The sequence below is a fragment of the Robertmurraya sp. DFI.2.37 genome (assembly GCF_029211245.1).
GTDB classification, from domain to species: Bacteria; Bacillota; Bacilli; order Bacillales; family Cytobacillaceae; genus Robertmurraya; species Robertmurraya methanolica_A.
Window position 1 is genome coordinate 1 of sequence record NZ_JARGEJ010000910.1, and the last position, 287, is coordinate 287.

Genomic DNA, 287 nt, shown 5'->3' on the forward strand with positions numbered 1-287 from the left:
CACAAACCTCTTCCAAACAGACGCTTTCCCAAACAACAGCCGTTGTTATTTCTCCTTATGCATTAACAGGATTTTTTCTAATTTCCATTAATGCAGAAATAATATTCATATTAGGACGGTACGGAACAAGAAATTCTTCTTCATAAGAAGGTGAATGAAGATCATTTTGTCTCGTAATCAGGAGGCGAATGCTTTTTTTAGCTTCCATCTCACTTCGCTCCCTTCGCTTTTGTATAATCTCTTTTTCTTTGCTCAATTAAATAAATATCTACTTATTCTTAAGACAG

Annotated in this window: 1 pseudogene; it reads right to left on the reverse strand. The window is 34.5% G+C overall.

The features are described 5' to 3' along the window. Positions 1-58 precede the first annotated feature (58 nt). Positions 59-208 (reverse strand): annotated as a pseudogene (sdhB, locus tag PZE06_RS29125) (succinate dehydrogenase iron-sulfur subunit); the annotation flags it as partial. Positions 209-287 lie beyond the last annotated feature (79 nt).